The organism is Ornithinimicrobium sp. CNJ-824 (assembly GCF_001942405.1).
GTDB classification, from domain to species: Bacteria; Actinomycetota; Actinomycetes; order Actinomycetales; family Dermatophilaceae; genus Ornithinicoccus; species Ornithinicoccus kibberensis.
Genome location: NZ_MKKA01000007.1, coordinates 42,401 through 61,153, shown reverse-complemented (window position 1 = coordinate 61,153; position 18,753 = coordinate 42,401). Strand labels below are relative to the sequence as shown.

General features: G+C 75.6%; 22 protein-coding genes and 1 pseudogene. 15 read left to right on the top strand and 8 right to left on the bottom strand.

Annotated elements, in window-relative coordinates; translation table 11 throughout:
- The first annotated feature begins 11 nt into the window (after positions 1-11).
- Genes treY through BJF81_RS03185 form a run of 4 tightly spaced genes read left to right on the top strand, consistent with a single transcriptional unit; the run spans position 12 to position 5,227 of the window.
- Positions 12-2,471: a malto-oligosyltrehalose synthase gene (gene treY, locus BJF81_RS03200; protein WP_075957129.1), complete on the top strand. Its 2,460-nt coding sequence runs from the start codon at positions 12-14 to the stop codon at positions 2,469-2,471.
- Positions 2,468-4,234: a malto-oligosyltrehalose trehalohydrolase gene (gene treZ, locus BJF81_RS03195; protein WP_075957128.1), complete on the top strand. Its 1,767-nt coding sequence runs from the start codon at positions 2,468-2,470 to the stop codon at positions 4,232-4,234. Before treY ends, treZ begins: the two co-directional genes overlap by 4 nt.
- Positions 4,231-4,851, top strand: a complete 621-nt coding sequence (locus tag BJF81_RS03190; protein WP_075957127.1) for a hypothetical protein — start codon at positions 4,231-4,233, stop codon at positions 4,849-4,851. Before treZ ends, BJF81_RS03190 begins: the two co-directional genes overlap by 4 nt.
- A gap of 22 nt (positions 4,852-4,873) precedes the next feature.
- On the top strand, positions 4,874-5,227 hold the full coding sequence (locus BJF81_RS03185; protein ID WP_237769986.1) for a DUF5655 domain-containing protein: 354 nt from the start codon (positions 4,874-4,876) through the stop codon (positions 5,225-5,227).
- 178 nt (positions 5,228-5,405) lie between these two features.
- Here BJF81_RS03185 and BJF81_RS18960 read toward each other — a convergent pair whose 3' ends face one another.
- From BJF81_RS18960 to BJF81_RS18490, 5 genes and pseudogenes are all read right to left on the bottom strand, one after another.
- Entirely contained in the window at positions 5,406-5,783 is a 378-nt protein-coding gene (locus BJF81_RS18960) for a hypothetical protein (RefSeq protein ID WP_237769988.1), read from the bottom strand.
- A gap of 266 nt (positions 5,784-6,049) precedes the next feature.
- Positions 6,050-6,271 (bottom strand): annotated as a pseudogene (locus BJF81_RS18955) (NUDIX domain-containing protein); the annotation flags it as partial.
- 77 nt (positions 6,272-6,348) lie between these two features.
- Positions 6,349-7,335, bottom strand: coding sequence for a mycothiol synthase (gene mshD, locus BJF81_RS03175; protein ID WP_075957125.1), 987 nt, complete (start codon positions 7,333-7,335; stop codon positions 6,349-6,351).
- Between the two features lie 18 nt (positions 7,336-7,353).
- Positions 7,354-7,641, bottom strand: a complete 288-nt coding sequence (locus tag BJF81_RS20745) for a winged helix-turn-helix domain-containing protein (protein ID WP_342447060.1) — start codon at positions 7,639-7,641, stop codon at positions 7,354-7,356.
- Entirely contained in the window at positions 7,590-8,129 is a 540-nt protein-coding gene (locus BJF81_RS18490) for a hypothetical protein (protein ID WP_342447059.1), read from the bottom strand. The genes BJF81_RS20745 and BJF81_RS18490 overlap by 52 nt, the downstream gene beginning before the upstream one ends.
- Before the next feature lie 68 nt (positions 8,130-8,197).
- Between BJF81_RS18490 and BJF81_RS03165 the strand changes: the two genes are divergently transcribed.
- Both BJF81_RS03165 and BJF81_RS03160 read left to right on the top strand, forming a co-directional pair.
- On the top strand, positions 8,198-8,983 hold the full coding sequence (locus BJF81_RS03165) for a hypothetical protein (protein ID WP_075957124.1): 786 nt from the start codon (positions 8,198-8,200) through the stop codon (positions 8,981-8,983).
- 41 nt (positions 8,984-9,024) lie between these two features.
- The gene (locus tag BJF81_RS03160) at positions 9,025-9,519 is read left to right on the top strand and encodes an FABP family protein (RefSeq protein WP_141338484.1); all 495 of its coding nucleotides are present in this window, start codon (positions 9,025-9,027) and stop codon (positions 9,517-9,519) included.
- Positions 9,520-9,540: 21 nt separating this feature from the next.
- Here the strand turns inward: BJF81_RS03160 and BJF81_RS03155 are convergent, their stop codons facing one another.
- Positions 9,541-10,797 (bottom strand): LCP family protein, encoded by a 1,257-nt coding sequence (locus BJF81_RS03155; protein WP_075957122.1) that lies wholly within the window; start codon positions 10,795-10,797, stop codon positions 9,541-9,543.
- Positions 10,798-10,900: 103 nt separating this feature from the next.
- Between BJF81_RS03155 and ygfZ the strand changes: the two genes are divergently transcribed.
- From ygfZ to BJF81_RS03120, 7 genes are all read left to right on the top strand, one after another.
- Positions 10,901-11,971, top strand: coding sequence for a CAF17-like 4Fe-4S cluster assembly/insertion protein YgfZ (gene ygfZ, locus BJF81_RS03150; protein WP_075957121.1), 1,071 nt, complete (start codon positions 10,901-10,903; stop codon positions 11,969-11,971).
- A gap of 37 nt (positions 11,972-12,008) precedes the next feature.
- Positions 12,009-12,629 carry a methyltransferase domain-containing protein gene (locus BJF81_RS03145; protein ID WP_075957120.1) on the top strand — a complete coding sequence of 207 codons (621 nt, stop codon included), beginning with the start codon at positions 12,009-12,011 and terminating at the stop codon, positions 12,627-12,629.
- An 11-nt stretch (positions 12,630-12,640) separates the two neighbouring features.
- Positions 12,641-13,840 (top strand): winged helix DNA-binding domain-containing protein, encoded by a 1,200-nt coding sequence (locus BJF81_RS03140; protein ID WP_075957119.1) that lies wholly within the window; start codon positions 12,641-12,643, stop codon positions 13,838-13,840.
- 60 nt (positions 13,841-13,900) lie between these two features.
- Positions 13,901-14,746 carry a 3-keto-5-aminohexanoate cleavage protein gene (locus BJF81_RS03135; RefSeq protein ID WP_075957118.1) on the top strand — a complete coding sequence of 282 codons (846 nt, stop codon included), beginning with the start codon at positions 13,901-13,903 and terminating at the stop codon, positions 14,744-14,746.
- Positions 14,743-15,756, top strand: coding sequence for an asparaginase (locus BJF81_RS03130; protein ID WP_075957117.1), 1,014 nt, complete (start codon positions 14,743-14,745; stop codon positions 15,754-15,756). The genes BJF81_RS03135 and BJF81_RS03130 overlap by 4 nt, the downstream gene beginning before the upstream one ends.
- Positions 15,753-16,175 (top strand): D-aminoacyl-tRNA deacylase, encoded by a 423-nt coding sequence (dtd, locus tag BJF81_RS03125; RefSeq protein WP_075957116.1) that lies wholly within the window; start codon positions 15,753-15,755, stop codon positions 16,173-16,175. Before BJF81_RS03130 ends, dtd begins: the two co-directional genes overlap by 4 nt.
- 62 nt (positions 16,176-16,237) lie before the next feature.
- A complete protein-coding gene (locus BJF81_RS03120; RefSeq protein ID WP_075957115.1) occupies positions 16,238-16,570 on the top strand; it encodes a DUF2516 family protein in 333 nt (110 codons plus the stop codon).
- Between the two features lie 136 nt (positions 16,571-16,706).
- Here the strand turns inward: BJF81_RS03120 and BJF81_RS18950 are convergent, their stop codons facing one another.
- Positions 16,707-16,868 carry a hypothetical protein gene (locus BJF81_RS18950; RefSeq protein ID WP_237769985.1) on the bottom strand — a complete coding sequence of 54 codons (162 nt, stop codon included), beginning with the start codon at positions 16,866-16,868 and terminating at the stop codon, positions 16,707-16,709.
- A gap of 63 nt (positions 16,869-16,931) precedes the next feature.
- Here BJF81_RS18950 and BJF81_RS18945 point away from each other — a divergent pair, with 63 nt between their 5' ends.
- A complete protein-coding gene (locus tag BJF81_RS18945; RefSeq protein WP_237769984.1) occupies positions 16,932-17,378 on the top strand; it encodes an alpha/beta fold hydrolase in 447 nt (148 codons plus the stop codon).
- Between the two features lie 152 nt (positions 17,379-17,530).
- Entirely contained in the window at positions 17,531-17,893 is a 363-nt protein-coding gene (locus BJF81_RS03110) for a phosphomannose isomerase type II C-terminal cupin domain (protein ID WP_075957114.1), read from the top strand.
- On the opposite strand, the gene BJF81_RS03105 is transcribed toward BJF81_RS03110, so the two are convergent.
- Positions 17,878-18,699 (bottom strand): class I SAM-dependent methyltransferase, encoded by an 822-nt coding sequence (locus BJF81_RS03105; protein WP_075957113.1) that lies wholly within the window; start codon positions 18,697-18,699, stop codon positions 17,878-17,880. The two genes, BJF81_RS03110 and BJF81_RS03105, sit on opposite strands and share 16 nt — an antisense overlap.
- Positions 18,700-18,753: the final 54 nt, after the last annotated feature.

Sequence of the window (18,753 nt, the reverse complement as noted above, 5' to 3'; positions counted from 1 at the left end):
CTGGAGCAGCCATGACGAACCCGAACGCCCCCGACCGCCGCCCGCTGACCGCCACCTACCGGATGCAGCTGCACGCCGGCTTCACCTTCGCCGACGCCGAGGCGGTCCTGCCCTACGTGGAGGCCCTCGGCGTCAGCCACCTCTACCTCTCGCCCGTGCTCACCGCGGTGCCCGGCTCCGAGCACGGCTACGACGTGCTCGACCACACCCGGGTCAGCGCCGAGCTCGGCGGTCGCGAGGGGCTGACCCGCCTGGCGGACGCCGCGCACGCCCGCGGCATGGGGGTGGTCGTCGACATCGTCCCCAACCACATGGCGCTCGTCGAGCCGCTGTGGCGCAACGCGCCCGTCTGGGAGACCCTGCGCGAGGGCCGGGGCGCGGCCCGCGCCCACTGGTTCGACGTCGACTGGGACCACCTCGACGGACGGTTCGGGCTGCCTGTCCTGGGCGCCCCCCTGGAGGAGGTGCTCGCCGCCGGCGAGCTCACCGTCGACCGGGGCCGGGAGGACGAGGGCGAGGGCCGCATCACCGGTCAGCCGGTCGTGCGCTACTTCGACCACGTCTGGCCGGTGGCCCCCGGCACCGAGCACCTGCTGGACGACCTGCCGGCGCTGCTGGAGGCCCAGCACTGGCGGCTGGGCTTCTGGAAGGACGCGGCCCAGGTCCTCAACTACCGGCGGTTCTTCGAGGTCGACCAGCTCATCGGCGTGCGGGTCGAGGAGCGGGACGTCTTCGAGGCCACCCACGCCGAGCTGCTCGACCTGCACCACCACGGCGTCGTCGACGGGTTCCGCATCGACCATCCCGACGGGCTGGCCGACCCCACGGCATACCTGGAGACCCTTGCCTCCTCGGTGCGTCCGGGCACCCCCGTGTGGGTGGAGAAGATCCTCGAGGGCGACGAGCGGCTGCCGCGCGGCTGGGCGTGCGCCGGCACGACCGGCTACGACGCCAACGCCGCGATCACCGCCGCGCTGGTGGACCCCACGACCGCCGACGCGGTGTCGACGGCGTGGTTCGCCACCGGCGGGGAGCCCGACCTCGACGTGGAGGTCGACCGGTGCAAGCGGCAGGCCGTGGAGGCCCTCCTGCAGCCGGAGATGGGCCGGCTGGTGCGTCGCGCGGTCGAGGCGCTCCCCGGGCACGACGAGCACCGGCTGCGGGCGGCGCTCGCCGAGCTGCTCGTCGACGTGCACGCCTACCGGGCCTACATCCGGCCCGGCCTGGAGGACCCGCCCGAGCTGCGGGCGCCGCTGATCGAGGCGGTCGAGCGGGCACGGGCGACCCGGCCCGACCTGCTGGCCGAGGTGGACGCCCTCGCCGAGGTGCTGCTCCACCCCGAGGGCAACGGGTCCGACCCCGCCGCGGCGGCCGACCTGTGTCTGCGCTTCCAGCAGACGACCGGGCCGGTCATGGCCAAGGGCATCGAGGACACCGCGTTCTACCGCTGGCACCGGCTGGTGGCGCTCAACGAGGTCGGCGCCGACCCGTCCCGGGGCGAGCGCCCCGACGTGGACGTCCTGCACGCCTGGGCCGCCCACCAGGCCCGGCACTGGCCCCGGGGCATGACCACCCTGTCCACCCACGACACCAAGCGCAGCGAGGACGTGCGCGCCCGGATCCTGGCGGTCGCGGGGGACGCCGACGCCTGGCGGGCCCTCTCGGCGGCGGGGGCCGCCGCGGCCCAGCGGCACGGGGTGGACGCGCCCACCGCCCACCTGGTCTGGCAGACCCTCGTCGGCGCCGGCCGGGTGTCCGAGGAGCGGCTGCACGCCTACCTCACCAAGGCCGTCCGCGAGGCCAAGCTGCACAGCAGCTGGGTCGAGCCGGACGAGGCCTACGAGGCCCGGGTGACGGCCCTGGCCAGCGAGATGGTCTCCGAGGGCGAGGTGAGCGAGGCGATCGGCGCGGCGCTGCGGGACAACGAGCCCACCGTGCGCACCCTCACGCTGACCCAGAAGCTCGTCCAGCTCACCGTGCCGGGCGTGCCGGACACCTACCAGGGGGCCGGGCTGGTCGACCTCTCGCTCGTCGACCCCGACAACCGCCGACCGGTCGACTACGACGGGCGGATGGAGCGGTTGCGCCGGGTCGACGGCGGGGGCGACCTGCGCGACCTGTCCGACGAGGTGCTCTGGGTGACCTCCCGCACCCTGCGGCTGCGCAGCTGGCTGCCCCAGGCCTACGGACCGGGCGCGGACCACGCCCCCGTCGAGGCCGGGCCGCACGTGCTCGGCTTCCTCCGCGGCGGCGTCGCCGCCACCCTGACCATCCGGGCCCCCCGCGCGCTCGGCGCCGCCGGCGGCCTGCGGGACACCCGGGTCCCGCTGCCGCCGGACGTGTGGACCGACGCGCTGACCGGCCGCGACCACCACGTCGGCGACGAGGGCGTGCTGGCCCGGGAGGTCTTCGACCGGTTCCCCGTGGCCCTGCTCGTCCGTGCCCGCGACCTCCAGGAAGGACCTCGATGACCTCCTCCGCCCACACCTACCGCGTCTGGGCCCCGGACGCCGAGCGGGTCGACCTGCACGTCGGGGTCCAGGACCCCCGCGTCGAACCCATGACGCAGGTCGACGGCGGCTGGTGGGCGCTGAGCACCGACCCCGGCGACGGTCGCTACGCCTTCGCCCTCGACGGCGGGGACCCACGGCCCGACCCACGGTCCCGCCGGCAGCCCGACGGGGTGCACGCGCCGAGCGCGCTCGTCGACACCGGGACCTTCGCCTGGACCGACGACGGATGGAACGGCGTCGAGCTGCGGGACGCAGTCGTCTACGAGCTGCACGTGGGCACGTTCACCCCCGAGGGCACCTTCGACGCGGTCGTCGACCACCTCGACCACCTCGTCGACCTCGGCGTCACGGTCGTCGAGCTCATGCCGGTGGCCGCCTTCCCCGGCCGGCACGGATGGGGCTACGACGGGGTGGACCTCTACGCCGTGCACGAGACCTACGGCGGCCCCGAGGGGCTGGCCCGGCTCGTCGACGCCGCGCACGCTCGCGGCCTAGCCGTCTGGCTGGACGTCGTGCACAACCACCTCGGCCCCAGCGGCAACTACCTGGCCGAGTTCGGCCCCTACTTCACCGACCGCCACCACACCCCCTGGGGCGACGCGGTCAACCTCGACGGGCCCGGCAGCGACGAGGTGCGCGCCTTCCTGCTCGACAACGTGCGCCTCTGGCTGGAGGACTACCACCTCGACGGCCTGCGGCTGGACGCCGTCCACGCCCTGCACGACGAGCGGGCCGTGCACCTGCTGGAGGAGCAGGCCGCGCTCGCCGACGAGATCGCCCGGGAGACCGGGGTCCCGCGCACGCTCGTGGCCGAATCGGACCGCAACGACCCCTCCTTCGTGGCGCTCCGCGGGCCGGGGGGCTCCGGCGGCTACGGGCTGCACGGCCAGTGGGCCGACGACGTGCACCACATGCTGCACGTGCTGCTCACCGGGGAGTCGCAGGGCTACTACCACGACTTCACCGACCCGGACGCGGCCGTCAAGGTCCTGGGCCGCAGCCCGTTCCTGCACGACGGGACGTACTCGACCTTCCGGGGGCGGGTCCACGGGCGTCCCGTCGACCCGCGGGTGACGCCGGGCTGGCGGTTCGTGGCCTCGCTCCAGACGCACGACCAGATCGGCAACCGGGCCGCCGGGGACCGGGTGCACCACGGCATCCCCGCAGGGCGGCACGCGGCCGGGGCGGCCCTGCTGCTCACCTCGCCCTACACCCCCATGCTGTTCATGGGCGAGGAGTACGCCGCGTCCACCCCGTGGCAGTACTTCACCGACCACGCCGAGGACTGGCTGGCGCAGGCCATCCGCGAGGGGCGCGAGCGGGAGTTCGCCGAGCACGGGTGGGCCGGTGACGTGCCGGACCCGCAGGACCGCGGCACGGTCGCCGCGTCCACGCTGCGCTGGGAGGAGGTGCACCGCGGGGAGCACGCCACGATGCTCGACTGGTACCGCACCCTGCTGCGCCTGCGCCGGGAGAGGCCCGCCCTGCGGGAGACCCCGCTCGGCGAGGCCGAGGTACGGCGTGAGCCGGCGGGCGGGGGCGAGCTGCTCACCGTGGCACGCGGCGCGGTCGGGGTGCTCGTCCTGCTGCGGGAGGGCACGGCCACGGTCGACCTGCCGGAGCACGCGGAGGTGCTCGCCCGGTTCGGCGAGGTCACGGTGGAGCAGGACCGCCTCGTGCTGGGCGCCGACTCCGTGGCCGTGGTCGGGGGCTGGTCGTGAGCGACGGGCAGCGGCGGCCGTTCCACCGCCCGACGCTGCGGCCGCCGGAGGCGCTGGACGCGGCCGCGGACGGCGTCGACCCGCTCGACGTGGCCGACGCGGCCCACCGCACCGCGCAGCTGGTCGTCGGGCGGGGCCGGGACAGCGGCGACCCCCAGGTCACCGACCGGCTCGTCAACCTCGTGTCCGAGGTCGGCCTGGCGACGGTGGCGCAGATGTGGGCCGACCGCCCCGCCAGGACCCTCCCGGGTGCGCTGTGGCGCCTCTACCTGCTGCACGAGTGGGTGCTGCGCCAGCCCGAGGAGGTGGGCCGGCTGTTCACCCTGGGCCGCTCGCACACCGAGGTCTGGTCCGCCGTGGCCGGGGTCGCCGAGCCACCGGACCCGCAGGCGCTGCGCCGGCTCACCGAGGAGATCCTCACCGGGGTCTTCGACGGGGACCTGGGGCTGGCGCTGGAGCGGGCCTCGGCGTTCTGCCACGTGGCGGCGGTCGGCCTCGCCGAGCCGGGGCCGGGGGAGATCCCGGCCGAGCAGGTGCGCCGGGCGGCCCGGATGCGGGACACTGCCGACGACCTGCTGGCCAGCGCCCGCCTGTGGCGACGCGAGTCGCTGCACTAGCGGGCGAGGTCGGGCCGCGGTGGTGAGCACCGAGGAGCTCTTCGCCGGGTCCCCCGAGGGGCTGGCGATCCTCCAGGAGGTCGACCGGGCGGTCCGGGCCCTCGGACCGGTAGAGGTGAGGGTGTCCCGCAGCCAGGTCGCCTTCCGCCGCCGCCGCGGCTTCGCCTACGTGTGGCGGCCCGGGCGCTACGTCCGCAGCGCCGTGCCCGCCGTCCTCTCGGTCGTGCTGCCCGCCCGGGACCCCTCCGCCCGGTGGAAGGAGGTGGCCCACCCCTCCCCGAGGACGTGGATGCACCACCTCGAGCTGCGGTCCCCCGACGAGGTCGACGACGAGGTCGACGGATGGCTGGTCCGCGCCTACGAGGCCGCCGACTGAGTCCGGCCGGCGACGACCCGGTGCCGGTGGGAACAAACCCCGGGCCCGCCTCGTTGTCTCCTGTCGCGTGCCGGGCCGCGGCAGCCCCGGGCTCCAACATTCGCCGCTTCGAGCGGCCTCGCGCCGAGAGGCGCTCCCGGTCCGGCACGCACCACCCACCCCTCCGGTGGGCGGCGGCTCAGCCCGGCGGCCGGTGCCGCACGACGGCGACGACCTCGGCCCCGTCGCCGGCCCCCACCATCGTCAGGGCCAGCACCTCGCCCTTGTCGAGACCGACGTCGAGCAGGCGGGCCAGCATCCGGCGGTCGGTGCCGGGAAGGTCCGCCCCGGCGCGTCCCAGCAGGGCGCGCAGCAACGGACCCATGACCGGTCCGTGCGTGCAGACGGCGACCGGCTCCGCCGCGGCCAGGAGCCGGCGGAGGTGCTTGTCGACCTTCTCGGGCCGCTCTTCGAAGCCCTCCTCGGACAGACCCTTCTTGGCCACCAGCTCCACGCCGCGGGCGGTGCAGTAGGGGGCGACGGTGTCCGCGCACCGCACGGACGGGCTGGTGAGCACCCGCACCGGGGCGTAGCGCCCAGGATGCCGGTCATCCGCGCGGCCCGGCGCACCCCCACCGGGCTCAGCAAACGCAGGGGGTCGGGCCCGGACCACCCGTTGCGCGGATGCGCGTGCGCGTGCCGGACGACGAGCAGCGGCCAGCTGGCCAGGCGTCGCCGACCGGCGAGGTCCACCAGGGCGTCCAGCTGGTCGCGGTCCCGCCCGTAGGTCAGCCGGCGGGCGGCCAGGGTCGGCGACATCCACCGCACCTCGTCGACCTCGTGCTCAAGCCGTCCCTCGCCGCCGACCACCTCCCCGGCCCAGTAGCGCACCACCTTGTCCTGGCCTCCGGCCAGGGCGTAGCGCGACTCCGGCAGCGGCCGGCCGAGCCGCACCCGCAGGCCGGTCTCCTCGAAGGTCTCGCGGGCCGCGGCGGTGGCGAAGTCCTCACCGGGGTCGAGCTTGCCCTTCGGCCAGGACCAGTCGTCGTACCGGGGTCGGTGCACCAGGGCGACCTGCAGCACCCCTTCGTGGACCCGGTGGGGCAGCACCCCCGCGGCCCGCACGAGCGGGACCCCGGCGCTCACGACCGGTCGGGCCCGGCGGCATACATGACGTCCACGGCCGACCGCTCGAAGTCGAGCCGGCCGTAGGTGGCGATCGCGGAGGCGTTGTCGCCGTCCACGTAGAGGGTGGCCACCTCGCACCCCACGTTGCGTAGGTGCTGCAGCCCCAGCAGGGTCACCGCCCGGCCCAGCCCCCGGCCCTGGTAGTCGGGGTCGACGCCGACGACGTAGACCTCCCCGGTGGGCTGGCCGCCCGCCTGCGCGGGTTCCACCTTGGTCCAGTGGAAGGCCGCGATCCGGGCGTTGCCGTCGGGGTCGACGTCGGTGGTGTCCTCGACGACGAGGAAGCCCTGCGGGTCGAACCACGGCTCCTGCTCGCGTTCCCGCAGGTCGGTCAGGGTCATCCGGCCCTGCTCGGCGTGGTCGGCGAAGGCCCGGGCGTTGACCACCAGCCACGGCTCCTCGTCCTGGCCCACGACGAAAGGACGTACGGCGAAGCCCTCGGGCAGCTCGACGTGGTCGGGCAGGTCGCTCCACTCGCCCCGCAACGGCCTGCTCATCTGCCACAGCTCGCGGACGACGACCAGCTGGCGCGAGGTGTAGAGACGGCGGGCGTCCTGCAGGTCGCCGTGGCTCCACAGCCGCACGTCCGGCCAGCGTCGCAGCACGTGGTCCAGCAGCATCCCGCCCAGGCCGCGGCGCCGGTGCTCGGGGTCGACCACGAGCTCGGCGGAGGGGTGGTCGGGGTCCCCGCAGTCGACGTGGCCGTAGGCCAGGACCCGGGGGGTGGGCGTCCCCGGCACCTCCTGCGTGACCACCAGGTGCGTCGAGGTGGGCACCGTCACCTCGTCGGAGAACCGGCGGGCCTCGAGCACGGTCTGCTCGGAGAGCGGTCGGACGCCGTCGTGCTGGGCCGCGCGCACGGCGAGCGCGAGCACGTCGCCGGACAGGCGGGGCGGGGAGGGGTGGGCAAGCTCCTCGACGGTGGGGCTCTGGCCAGACATGGGCTCAGTCTGGCACGGTCACCCGTCCTCGCCACCGCGCGGGCCGCTGAACCGGTAGCCCACGCCGCGGATGGTGCCGATGAGCGACTCGCGCTCGGGCCCGAGCTTGGCCCGCAGCCGGCGGATGTGGACGTCGACGGTGCGCGTGCCGCCGTAGTAGTCCATCCCCCAGACCTCCTGCAGGAGGGTGTCACGCGTGACCACCCGGCCTGGCCTGCCGACCAGGTAGCGCAGCAGCTCGAACTCCTTGTAGGTCAGGTCCAGCACCTGCCCGCCCGCCCGGACCGTCCAGCTGGCCTCGTCCACCACCACGTCCGCGACGCGGATGGCCTGCGGCTCGTCCGCGGACGGCGCCCGCCCGTGGGGTCCCGGCCCTCCGCCGTGCTCCGAGGGCCGGGTGCGCCCGCCGTCACCGGTCGGAGGAGGGTATGCCGTCGCGCGAGCAGGAGGCGCACGCGGGCGGCGACCTCGGCGGGACCGGCCCCGGTGAGGACGAGGTCGTCCAGGGGCCAGCTGTCGTCGAGCAGGCCCAGGGCGGCGTCGGCGACGACGGCCAGCACGGGGGACGCCAGCTCGAGGGCGGCCAGGGTGCGCAGGACGCCGTGGGCGGCGACCAGGTCGGTGACCGCGTCCACGACGACCAGTGCCGGCTCGCGGCCGGGGCGGGAGACCAGGGCCCCGACGTCCATCCCCAGGACGGTCACCCGGTGCGGCAGCAGGACCAGTCCGGGCGCCACCTGGGCCACCGCGGCGTCGGCCGGGGTGCGGGGCGTCAGGAGGACCAGGTCGGCCACGGGGCCCAGCCTAGTCGCGCTGGCCACCGTGCCCGGCCCGCACGGACCGCGTGCGGCAGGATGGGGGCATGCCTCCCGTGCCTGCGCGCCGCCCGCGGATCACGCCGTCGGCGCACGTGGCCGGGGCCGTGTCCACGGTGGCCGGGGTGCTGGCCCTGGCCGCGGCCGTGTCCCCGGCGGTGCTGACCTTCGCGCTCGCGGCGGCCGTGGTGGCGCTGGCCTGGGGGTGGGCCGGGGCGCTGGCGCTGCCGACGCCGCGGGGGTCGCTGGGCGTCATCGTCGTCGGGGGGCTGGCGCTCGTCCTGGCCGTGGGCACGCGACCGGACCCGCCCTGGCTGGTGTGGGTCCCGGCCGCGCTGAGCATCTCGATGATCGCCGCGTTCGCCCACCAGCTGTTCCGCCGCGACGGGCGTCCCCGCCTCGTGGTGTCGGTCAGCTCGGTCGTGCTGGCGCTCACGCTGGTCGCCGTGGGGGTCCTGCTGGTCCCGCCCGCGCACACGGCCGACGGCACCGCCCTCGTGCTCGGCGCCCTGGCGGCGGCCGTGGCCTCCGCCGGCACCGACCTCCTGGGCCGCTGGCCCGGTCTGCGGGGCTGGCTGGTGCCGCTGGCGATGGTCGGCGGCGGGGCGGCCGCCGTGCTCGTCGCGCTCCTGCTCGACGTCCCGTGGACGACGTGGCTGCTCGTCGGCGTGGTCAGCGCCGCCCTCAGCCAGGCCGTGCGGGCGGTGCTGGCGCCGCTGCCGACCCTGGCCCTGCCTCGCCCCCGGCTGGTGACCGCGATCGCCTCCGTGCTCGTGGTCGGGGCCGTGCCCTACCTGGTGGCGCTGGCCCTCGTGCCCGACGCCGTCGCCTGAGCGGTCCGACGGCCCGACGCCCGGACCCCTACCATGGGTGCGTGCCTATCGAGCTCGACCCCACCATGCACCCCGACCTGGCCCCCCTCGCCTGGATGATCGGCTCCTGGGCCGGTGCGGGGGTCGTCGGCTACCCCTCGATCGAGTCCCGCAACTTCGGCCAGGAGATCGACGTCACCCACGACGGCCGGCCCTTCCTCATGTGGACCTCCCGGGCCTGGCTGCTCGACGAGCACGGCAACAAGGTCAAGGAGGCGGCGGTCGAGACCGGGTTCTGGCGGCCGCAGGCCGACGGCGAGGTGGAGCTCGTGCTGGCGCACCCGACTGGCATCGTGGAGATGTACTACGGCCACACCCAGCCGGCCCGGGTCGAGCTGCGCACCGACGGCGTCATCCGCAGCCCGCACGCCAAGGAGTACACCGCGGCCCACCGGATGTACGGCTACGTCAACGGCAACATGATGTGGGTCATGGACATGGCGGCCACCGGTCACGCCCTGCAGTCGCACGTGTCCGCCGAGCTGCAGCGCGTCTGACCGGGGCGCCGCCCGCGGACCTCAGCCGCCGAAGCCGGTCCGGGGGGAGACCGGGTCGGAGTAGGACTCCATCGTGTCGGTGCGCAGGTGCTCGCCGAGGGTGGCCATCTGGTCGTCGGCCATGAGCACGATGGAGCCGGCGACCGGGTGCATGTCGATGCCCCGCCACGGTCCCTGCCAGAAGTGGATGTCCCCGCCCCGCAGGCCGCGCAGCTCGAAGGCCAGGTTGCGCATGTCGCCCACGCGCAGGTCCTGGTCGACGGTGAGGTTGGTCGTGGCCGCGTCGACGAAGCTGGCCAGCCGGGCCGGGTTGGTCAGGGTCTCCCGGGAGAGCGCCTTGAGCATGACCGCCTTGACGAACTGCATCTGGCGCTCGCCGCGGGAGATGTCGCCCTGGCTCAGCGAGTAGCGCTCGCGGACGAACCGCAGGCCCTGCTCGCCGTCCATGTAGTGGGTCCCCACGTCGAAGCCGCCGCCGGCCTCGGTGACCTGGACGTTGACCCCGCCGATGGCGTCGGTCATCGCCTTGAAGCTCTCGAAGTTGACGATGACGACGTGGTCGATCGGCACACCGATGAGCGGCTGCAGCGTCTGGATGAGCAGGGGGGCCCCGCCGTAGGCGTAGGACGCGTTGATCTTGCTGCTGCCGCCCGTCCCGGCGATCGGGACGAACAGGTCGCGGGGGAAGTGCACGAGGTCGACCCGTTCGCGCTCGTCGTCGACGTGCGCCAGCACGATGACGTCGGACCGGCCGCGCTCGACGGACAGGTCGCGGCTGTCGCTGCCGATGATGAGGAAGTTCAGGGCGTCGCCGGCCTCGCCGGGCCGGGCCGGGACGCTGGCCTCGACCTCGACGCCGGTGACGTCGATCTCCTGGCCGTCGTCGCCGACGATGGGGGCGACCTCGTCGTCCACCTCGGCGACCTCCGGGTCGTCCTCGGCGTCGACCCTGCCCTCCCCGTCGGTGTCGCCCGTCTCGGACGGCTGCTCGCTGCCGTCGCCCTCCTCGTCGGCCCCGTCCTGCCCGGGGCGCTGGCCGCCGGAGACGTCGGGGGAGAGGGTGATGGTGGACCGGTCCTCGGCCACCAGGTCGTCGTGCTCGATGTTGCTCGAGACCGTGCGCTGCAGCCAGAACGCGTACCCGCCCAGCACGAGCACCCCCAGCAGCGCCACGAGCCCCACGACCGCGGTCAGCGCCCGCAGGGGACCGCCGCGACGGCGACGACGGGTCGGTGCGGTGTCGCCCCGGTCACGGGCGGAGCGGTCGGTGAACCCCATGGCGGGCAGTGTAGGGCGCGGGACTGACAACCGGGCCCACGGCGCCCGGTGACGTAGCGTGGCGGGGCGGAGCACTCCATACCCCCACCGAAGGAGCCGTGCCATGAGCGTGCTGCTCACCCGTCCCGGCGCCGTCGAGGCGACCGGGCCCGACGCCGGCGTGGCGTCCCACTACGGCAACCCCACCAAGGAGCAGCGCCTGCTCGCCGAGGGGCTGGCGGTGGTCGACCTGTCCCACCGGGGCGTGGTCACCGTCACCGGGCCCGACCGCCTGTCCTGGCTGCACTCGCTGACCACCCAGCACCTGCTCGGCCTGGCGCCGCGCGCCTCGGCCGAGACCCTGGTCCTCTCGCCCAAGGGCCACGTGGAGCACGCGCTGCACGTGGTCGACGACGAGGAGACGACCTGGCTGACCACCGAGCCCGGGGCCGCCCCCGCGGTCGCGGCCTGGCTGGACTCGATGCGCTTCATGCTCCGGGTGGAGGTCGCCGACGTCACCGAGGGGTATGCCGTGCTCGGCGAGCCCGTGGGGGCCGGGTCGGCCCCCGGCGAGCCCCTCGCCTGGGTCGACCCGTGGCCCCGGGAGGAGGGCCAGACCTTCGCCTACGGACCGCCCGAGGACCAGCACCCCGCCCGGGGCCGCGCCTGGCGGGAGCTGCTCGTGCCCAGGGACGAGCTCGAGGCGGCCGTCGGCGGACGGCCGCTGGCCGGGACGTGGGCGGCCGAGGCGCTGCGCGTCGCCGCCTGGCGTCCCCGGGCCGGCGTCGACACCGACCACCGCTCCATCCCGCACGAGCTGGACTGGCTGCGCACCGCGGTGCACCTGGAGAAGGGCTGCTACCGCGGCCAGGAGACGGTCGCCCGGGTGAAGAACCTGGGCCGGCCCCCGCGCCGGATCGTCTTCCTGCACCTCGACGGGTCCGGGCACGTCCTGCCCGACCCCGGGACCGAGCTGGTGCCGGTGGAGGGCGGCCGTGCCGTGGGCACGCTGACCAGCGTCGCCCGGCACTCCGAGGAGGGCCCGATCGGGCTCGGCGTGGTCCGGTACGCCAGCGACCCCGAGGCCGTGCTCCTGGCGGGCGACGTCTCGGCCGCGCAGACCGCGATCGTGGTCCCGGAGAAGCCGGCCCGGCGCGAACGACCCTCCGCCCCGCGCCCGCCCGTGGCACGCTGAGGGACCGAGGACCCTACCCACCGAGGAGCGCACGACCATGCACGCGGAGCACTTCGACGAGCGGGCCGCCACCTGGGACGACGACCCGGACAAGGTCCGGCGGGCCCACGAGGTGGCCGAGGCCGTGGCCGCCGCGGTCCCCCTGACCGGGGCCGAGCGGATGCTGGAGTACGGCGCCGGCACGGGCCTGGTCTCCCAGGCGCTGCAGGACCGCGTCGGGCCGATCACCCTCGCCGACACCTCCGCCGGGATGCGGGCGGTGATGGCGGACAAGGTCGCCACGGGAGCCCTGCCGTCGGACGCCCGGGTGGTCGCCCTCGACGTGGAGATGCAGCAGGTGCCGCAGGAACGGTTCGACCTCGTCGTCGGCTCGCTCGTGCTGCACCACGTGCAGCAGCTGGACGCCGCGCTGGCGGCGCTGGCCGACCTGCTCACCCCCGGCGGGCACCTCGCGATCGCCGACCTCGACCAGGAGGACGGCTCCTTCCACCAGCACGACTTCGACGGGCACCACGGGTTCGACCGGGCCGAGCTCGCCGCCGACCTCGAGGCGGTCGGCCTCGTCGACGTGCGGGTGGAGGACTGCACCCGCATCGAGAAGGACGGTCGGGGCTACCAGGTCTTCCTGGCGACGGCCCGGCGGCCCCTGACCGGCTGACCGCCCGCCGCGTGCGCACCGTCGACGACCGGGAACGGCGGGCCAGGCTGGCCGTCCGGCACGCGCTCCACCCCGACCACCGGGTTCCCGACCCGGTGGCCGCGGCCCGGGCCATGACGGTGCTGCACGCGACCGAGGCCGCCACGGTGCACCTGGCGGTCCGGGCCAGGACCGACCCGGAGGCACCCCCGGCGCCCGAGGACGTCGACCGCGTGCTCGGCGAGGACCGGTCGCTGGTCAAGCAGCTGGCGATGCGCCGGACGCTGTTCGTCCTGCCGCGGGACCTGCTGCCCGCGGTGCTGGGCAGCGCGTCCGCGCGGGTCGCCCAGACCCAGCGCAGGGCGCTCGTGCGGGACGTGGAGCGGCACGGCGTCGCCCCGGACGGGGAGGCCTGGGTGGACCGTGCCCGCAGCGGGGTGCTCGACCGGCTGACCGGGGCGGCGCCGACGAATGCCCGCCAGCTGCGCGAGGAGCTGCCCGAGCTGGCCGGCCAGGTGGTCCACGCGCCCGGCAAGAGCTACGGCGGGGCTGCTCCGCTGGCGCCCCGGGTGCTCACCCTGCTGGGCGCCGAGGGGCTGGTCGTCCGTGGGCCGAACGCCGGTCACTGGCGGCTCAACCGGCCCACCTGGGTGCTCGCCGACGAGTGGCTCGGCGGGCAGGTGGAGCCGACCGGGACCGCGGAGGGGTATGCCGAGCTCGTCCGCCGCTGGCTGCGCACCTTCGGGCCGGGCACGCTCGAGGACCTCCAGTGGTGGCTGGGGTCCACCCGGACGGCGGCCCGCGCGGCGCTCGCCGCCGTCGACGCGGTGCAGGTCGTCCTCGACGACGGGTCGACGGCGTGGCTGCTCCCGGACGACCTCGACCCGGTGGGGCCGGTGGAGCCCTGGGCGGCCCTGCTGCCCACGCTCGACCCGACGACGATGGGCTGGAGGGGACGGGACTTCTACCTCGACCCGCGGCTGCGGCCCTTCCTGTTCGACACCAACGGCAACGCGGGCACCACGGCCTGGTGGGACGGCCGGGTCGTCGGGGCGTGGGTCCAGGACGACGAGGGCGTGGTGCAGGTGGTGGCCGCCCCCGACGTCCGCCTGCCGGCCGAGGCCCGCAGGGCCCTGAACGTCGAGGCCGACCGGCTCACCCGGTGGCTGGACGGGGTCCGGGTCGGCACCGTCTACCCCTCGCCGCTGATGCGGCAGGCCCGGCTGCCCTGACGGCGGCACCACCTCCACCCGCATCGATGCCGGCCCGGCCCGGCTGGCAGGATCGGCCCCATGCCTGCCCCGACCCTGATCACGGTGGCGCCCACGGGCGCCGAGACCGCCAAGGCCGACGTCCCCCAGCTGCCGACCACCCTCGAGGAGCTGGTCGAGACCGCGCGCCGGTGCGAACAGGCCGGTGCCGGGCTCGTCCACGTGCACGTGCGGGACCCCGAGGACGGCCACCGCCCGACCCTGGACCCCGTCCGGCTGCGCGACACCGTCCAGGCGCTGCGCGAGTCGACCGACCTGGTCGTCCAGCTCTCGACCGGGGGCTCGGTCCACGACCCGCTGGAACGCCGCCTGACCGTCCTCGACGCGGAGCCGGACTCGTGCTCGCTGACCTGCGGCACCGTCAACTTCGGCGACGACGTGTTCCTCAACCCCTACCCCTTCATGAGCGAGCTCTACGTGCAGGCGCAGGAGCAGCAGGTGGTGCCCGAGTTCGAGCTGTTCGACCTGGGCCACGTCGCCGCGCTGCGCCGGCTGCTCGACCAGCACGGGCTGCCCTACGGCGGCAAGGTCCACGTCGACTTCGTCACCGGCGTGCCCGGCGGGATGCCCGGCACGGTCGAGGCGCTCGTCGCGGGCGTGCAGGCGCTGCCGGAGGAGGTGACCAGCTGGTCGGCCACCGGCATCGGCCGCGCCCACCTGCCGGTCGCCGCCGCGGCGCTGGCCATGGGCGGGCACCTGCGCGTGGGGATGGAGGACAACCTTCTGTATGCCCGGGGGCAGCAGGTGCAGCACAACGCCGAGCTGGTCGAGCGGGCCGCCGGGCTGGCCACGACGATGCAGCGGCCGCCGATGACCCCGGAGCAGACCCGCGAGCTGCTCGGCGTCAAGGACAGGAGGACCCGGTGAGCGGGCGCACGAGCACGGGGGGACCGAGCACCAGCCCGCTCGCCGACGCCCCGGTCGTGGCGGAGGTCGTGCGCAGCGGCTTCGTCGAGTCGGTCCACCACGGGATCGTCGTGGCCACCGCGGCGGACGGCGCGACCGTGCTGGCCCTCGGCCCGGTCCAGGCCCCCGTGCTGCCGCGCTCCTCGCTCAAGCCGCTCCAGGCGGTGGCGATGCTCCGCGCCGGGGCGGACCTGTCCGGCGAGCTGCTGGCGCTCGCCTGCGCCAGCCACTCCGGGGAGGAGATCCACCAGCAGGGTGCGCTGGCGACCCTGCGCTCGGCGGGGCTGGACGAGGACGCCCTGCAGAACACCTCCGACCTGCCGCTCGACCCCGACGTGCGTGGTCGGTGGCTTGCCGCCGGTCGGGCCCCGACGTCGTTGGCGCAGAACTGCTCCGGCAAGCACGCCGGCATGCTGGCCGCCTGCGTGGCCGCGGGCTGGGACCCGAGCACCTACCGGGACCCGCAGCACCCGCTGCAGCGGCTGACGGTGGAGACCGTCGAGGAGCTGACCGGCGAACGGGTCGCGGCCGTGACCGTCGACGGCTGCGGCGCGCCCGCCCTGGCGGTGAGCCCGGCCGGGCTGGCCAGGGCCTTCGGCCGGATCGCCGCCGCCGACCCGGGCACGCCCGAGGGCCGCGTCGCCGACGCCGTCCGGGCCCACCCGCGCCACCTGGGCGGGACCGGCCGCGACGTCACCCTGCTCGTCGGGGGCGTCCCCGGGTTGATCGCCAAGGACGGCGCCGAGTCGGTCTACGCCGTGGGCCTGGCCGACGGGCACGGGGTGGTCGTCAAGATCACCGACGGGGCCGAGCGGGCCCGCGTGGTCGTGACCACCGCCGTGCTGCGCCGGCTCGGGGTCGGCCGGGACGACGCGCAGGTCGCGGCCCTGCTCGACCAGCTCGACGCCCGCGCGGTCGTCCGCGGGCACGGCGACGTCGTGGGCGGGGTCCGGGCCGTGGGGATCGCGTGAGGGCGGTCCTCCAGCGGGTCACCCGTGCCCAGGTCGTCGTCGAGGGGGAGGTCGTCGGGGCGATCGGGCCTGGCCTGGTCGCGCTCGTGGCCGCCACCCACGACGACGGCCCGGCGGAGGTGGAGCGGATGGGCCGCAAGATCGCCGAGCTGCGGATCCTGCGCGACGAGCGGTCCGTCGTCGACGTCGGGGCGGCCGTCCTCGTCGTCAGCCAGTTCACGCTCTACGGACAGACCCGCAAGGGCCGTCGCCCGTCCTGGGGGGACGCCGCTCCCGGTGAGGTCGCCGAGCCGCTCGTCGAGGCGGTCGTCGCGGACCTGCGCGGCCGGGGCGTGGAGGTGGCCACCGGTGTCTTCGGCGCGACGATGCAGGTGGAGCTGGTCAACGACGGTCCGTTCACGGTCGTCGTCGACACCTGAGGCGGGGCCTGACCGGGCGCGCGGTCCAGCCCACCCCCAGCCGCACCGCATACGCTGGGCCCATGCCTGCCATCTACACGGCCCAGGACCTGCTCATGACCGTCATCGGCGTGGGCGTCCTCGCCATGATGGTCTGGGCCCTCGTGGACGCCGCACGCACCCGTCCCGACGCCTTCGTGGCCGCGGGCAAGCGGACCAAGACGTTCTGGCTGCTCGTCACCGGCGGGGCCACGGCCGTCGGGTTCATCTTCATGTTCAGCCCGTTCAACATCTTCAACCTGGTGGCCATCGTCGCGGCCGGCGTCTACCACGCCGACGTCCGGCCGGCCCTGCGGTCGGTCCAGCAGCGCGGCGGCGGCTCGGGGTCCCACATGGGGCCCTACGGTCCCTGGTGAGCGTGCGCCCCGGCGCGCCCCGGACCACCCTCCTCGACGGCCGGGACGGACCCCTGGAGGTGCTGACCAGCGGACGGGGGAGCCCGTCCACGGTGTTCGCGCACGGCGCGGGCGGGTCGATCGCCACCACCCGTCCCTACGCCGGGAAGGTCGCCGGGACGCGCACCTTCGTCCACCAGCGCGGCCACGGCCGCTCGCACCGGCCGTCCGGCACCGGGTGGGGGTATGCCGACCTGGCGGCCGACCTGTGGGCGGTCGCCGGGGCGGTCGGCGCGGACCGGGCGCTGGGGATCAGCATGGGGGCGGGAGCCTCCTGGCCGGCCTGGCCGAGGACCCTGACCGGTTCGACCGGGTGGTCCTCGTGCTGCCCGCCGTCCTCGACCGGGTGCGGGACGACGCGGCGACCGCCCGCCTCGGCCGGTTCGCCGACCTCGTCGACGCCGGGCACGTGGACGCGGTCGCCGCCCACCTGCTCGCCGACCAGCCGGCGCCGGTGCGGACCGACCCGGCGGTGGTGCGCTGGTCGCGCGACCGGGCCGAGGAGCTCGTCGGCAGCGGCGTGCCCGCGGTGCTCCGGGTCCTCGTCGACCGGGTCCCCGTCCCGGACCCCGCCCTGCTGGGGCGCGTCCCCTGCTCGGTGCTCGTGCTGGGGCAGGAGGGCGACGCGCTCCACCCGGCGTCCGTCGCGCGGGAGGTGGCGGCCCTGCTGCCGCGCTCGGTGCTGCACCTGTCGGGCCCTGGTGGCATCATGTGGGAGCACCGCGGGCGCACCCGTGACCTCGTCGGTGAGTTCCTCTCGGCGACCTGAGAGGGAGCAGGAGGGCACGACGGCCGGAGGGGAGCCCGGTGACGTGCGGCGCAGAGAGGCCGGGAGCAGGAGTGTCAGGGACAGGGACGACAGGGACAGGCACGGCGGGACCGCCGGAGGGCCACGACCGCGGGTCGGAGCGGGCCTCGGACGTGCAGCGGGACCGGACCCGGGGCATCCTCGTCGAGGAGCGCCCGTGGGGGAGGTTCCAGCAGTTCACGACCGGCGAGCCCGTCACGGTCAAGGTCATCTCGGTCGAGCCCGGCCACCGGCTGTCCCTCCAGCGGCACGCCCACCGCTCGGAGATGTGGCACGTGGTCGACGGTCCGGTCGAGGTGACGGTGGGGGAGCGGAGCTGGTCGGTGGCCCCGGGCGAGCAGGTGTGGGTGCCGGCCGGGGCGACGCACCGCCTCGGCAACCCCGGCGACCGGACGGCACGCGTGCTCGAGATGGCCTTCGGCCACTTCGACGAGGCCGACATCGAGCGGCTGGAGGACGACTACACCCGGGGCTGAGCCGGCGCGACCGAGGGCCACGCGACCGTGAGCTCGCCCAGCCGCCACCGGGCCGGGCCGCCCACGACGGGCCAGCCGCGGTCGGCCAGCTCCCGCACCGTCGCGACGAACCGCTGCCGGGCCCCGTAGCCCCCCAGCGGGGCGTGCCGGGCCCAGGCTCGGTCCAGGTCCGTCATCAGCGCGTGCACCGGTTCACCGGGCACGTTGCGGTGGATGAGCACCTTCGGAAGACGCTCGGCCACGACCGAGGGCCGCTCGAGCCCGGCCAGCCGCCAGGCCAGCGTGAGCGTGCGCGGCGCCGGCAGACCGTCCTCGCCCCGGCGCACGTCCACCCAGGCGGCCAGCCGCCCCAGCTCGTCGCAGGTGCCCTCGACCAGGGCACCGCCGGGCACGAGGCGGGCCACCATGCTGGTCCAGGCGTCGACGACCTGCGCCTCGTCGTACTGCCGCAGGACGTTGAGGGCCCGCACGAGCACCACCGGGCTCCCGTCGGGCACCGGCACCTCGAACCCGCCGAGCACGAAGTCGACGGCCGGGGGGTCGGCCACGGCCAGACCCCGGTCCACCCGGGCCGGGTCGATCTCCACGCCCAGCACGCGGACGTCGGCCCGGACCCGACGCAGGCGCGCGGCCAGCTCCAGCACGGTCACCGGGGAGGCGCCGTAGCCCAGGTCCACGACGAGCGGCGGTGCGACCGGTCCCCGCACGAGCGGTGCCATCGTGGCGGCGGTCCACCGGTCGACCCGGCGCAGGCGGTTGGGGTTGGTGGTCCCGCGGGTGATGCTGCCGACGGGACGAGCTGCCACGGTGCCAGGGTATGCCTGGACAGGCGTGGGACACTGGGCCGATGACCAGTGCGG

Excerpts from the sequence above, each read along its gene's own strand:
- BJF81_RS03120 (WP_075957115.1), top strand. The coding sequence starts at position 16,238 with ATGCCTGCCATCTACACGGCCCAGGACCTGCTCATGACCGTCATCGGC.
- BJF81_RS03145 (WP_075957120.1), top strand. The coding sequence starts at position 12,009 with ATGCACGCGGAGCACTTCGACGAGCGGGCCGCCACCTGGGACGACGAC.
- treY (WP_075957129.1), top strand. The coding sequence starts at position 12 with ATGACGAACCCGAACGCCCCCGACCGCCGCCCGCTGACCGCCACCTAC.
- treZ (WP_075957128.1), top strand. The coding sequence starts at position 2,468 with ATGACCTCCTCCGCCCACACCTACCGCGTCTGGGCCCCGGACGCCGAG.
- ygfZ (WP_075957121.1), top strand. The coding sequence starts at position 10,901 with ATGAGCGTGCTGCTCACCCGTCCCGGCGCCGTCGAGGCGACCGGGCCC.
- mshD (WP_075957125.1), bottom strand. The coding sequence starts at position 7,335 with ATGTCTGGCCAGAGCCCCACCGTCGAGGAGCTTGCCCACCCCTCCCCG.
- BJF81_RS18950 (WP_237769985.1), bottom strand. The coding sequence starts at position 16,868 with ATGCTGATCCCCAGCGCCCGGTCCGCGCCGACCGCCCCGGCGACCGCC.
- BJF81_RS03155 (WP_075957122.1), bottom strand. The coding sequence starts at position 10,797 with ATGGGGTTCACCGACCGCTCCGCCCGTGACCGGGGCGACACCGCACCG.
- BJF81_RS03135 (WP_075957118.1), top strand. The coding sequence starts at position 13,901 with ATGCCTGCCCCGACCCTGATCACGGTGGCGCCCACGGGCGCCGAGACC.
- BJF81_RS03165 (WP_075957124.1), top strand. The coding sequence starts at position 8,198 with ATGCCTCCCGTGCCTGCGCGCCGCCCGCGGATCACGCCGTCGGCGCAC.